Origin of the sequence: Caballeronia choica, assembly GCF_001544535.1 — a bacterium.
Lineage (GTDB): Bacteria > Pseudomonadota > Gammaproteobacteria > Burkholderiales > Burkholderiaceae > Caballeronia > Caballeronia choica.
In genome coordinates this window covers 1-776 of sequence record NZ_FCON02000562.1, presented here as the reverse complement: position 1 = coordinate 776, position 776 = coordinate 1, and the positions used below count along the sequence as shown (strand labels likewise).

1 protein-coding gene is annotated in these 776 nt (G+C 56.3%); it reads right to left on the bottom strand.

The features are described from left to right. Positions 1-743, bottom strand: a 743-nt coding sequence (locus AWB68_RS45730; protein WP_200828997.1) for an acyl-CoA dehydrogenase family protein, incomplete at its 3' end; no start/stop codon positions are given. Between the last annotated feature and the right edge of the window lie 33 nt (positions 744-776).

Genomic DNA, 776 nt, shown 5'->3' with positions numbered 1-776 from the left:
AATCCGCTGCCTTCTTCGCCGAGCAGATTGGTGACCGGCACCCTGACATCCGTAAAGGTGACTTCGCAATGCCCTTCTGGCGAGACATGGTTGAGCACGCTGATATTGCGCTCGACCTTGATTCCTGGCGTGTCATGAGGCACGAGGATCATGCTCTGCTGCCGGTGTGCTTCCGCTTCCGGATCGGTCTTGCCCATCACGATGAAAAGCTTGCAATTCGGATGGGCGGCATTGGTAATGAACCACTTTCTGCCGTTAATCACATACTGATCGCCCTCCCGCCGAATGCGTGTGGTGATATTGGTTGCATCCGATGACGACACGTCGGGCTCAGTCATCGCGAAGGCGGAGCGGATCCTGCCGTGCAGCAACGGCTGCAACCATTGCTCGCGCTGCTGCGGTGTGCCGAACATATGCAGGAGTTCCATGTTCCCGGTATCGGGGGCGTTGCAGTTGAACACCTCCGATGCCCAGGAGACCCGGCCCATGATCTCGGCAAGTGGCGCGTACTCGATATTGCTCAAACGAGTTCCAGGCTCATCGGCCGTCAGGTCCGGCAGGAAAAGATTCCAAAGCCCCTCCGCTTTTGCCCGCGATTTCAGGTCCTCCATGAACGACACCGGGTATTGACCGGCGTGTACCTCATCGTTCCATTGACGAATGCGCGGGACGATATGTTCGTCCATGAATGCTCGTACCCGGCGCCGCAATTCTTCAACCTTCGGGGTGTATGCAAAATCCATGATGTCCTTCGTAATTCCGTTATTCAACATGTC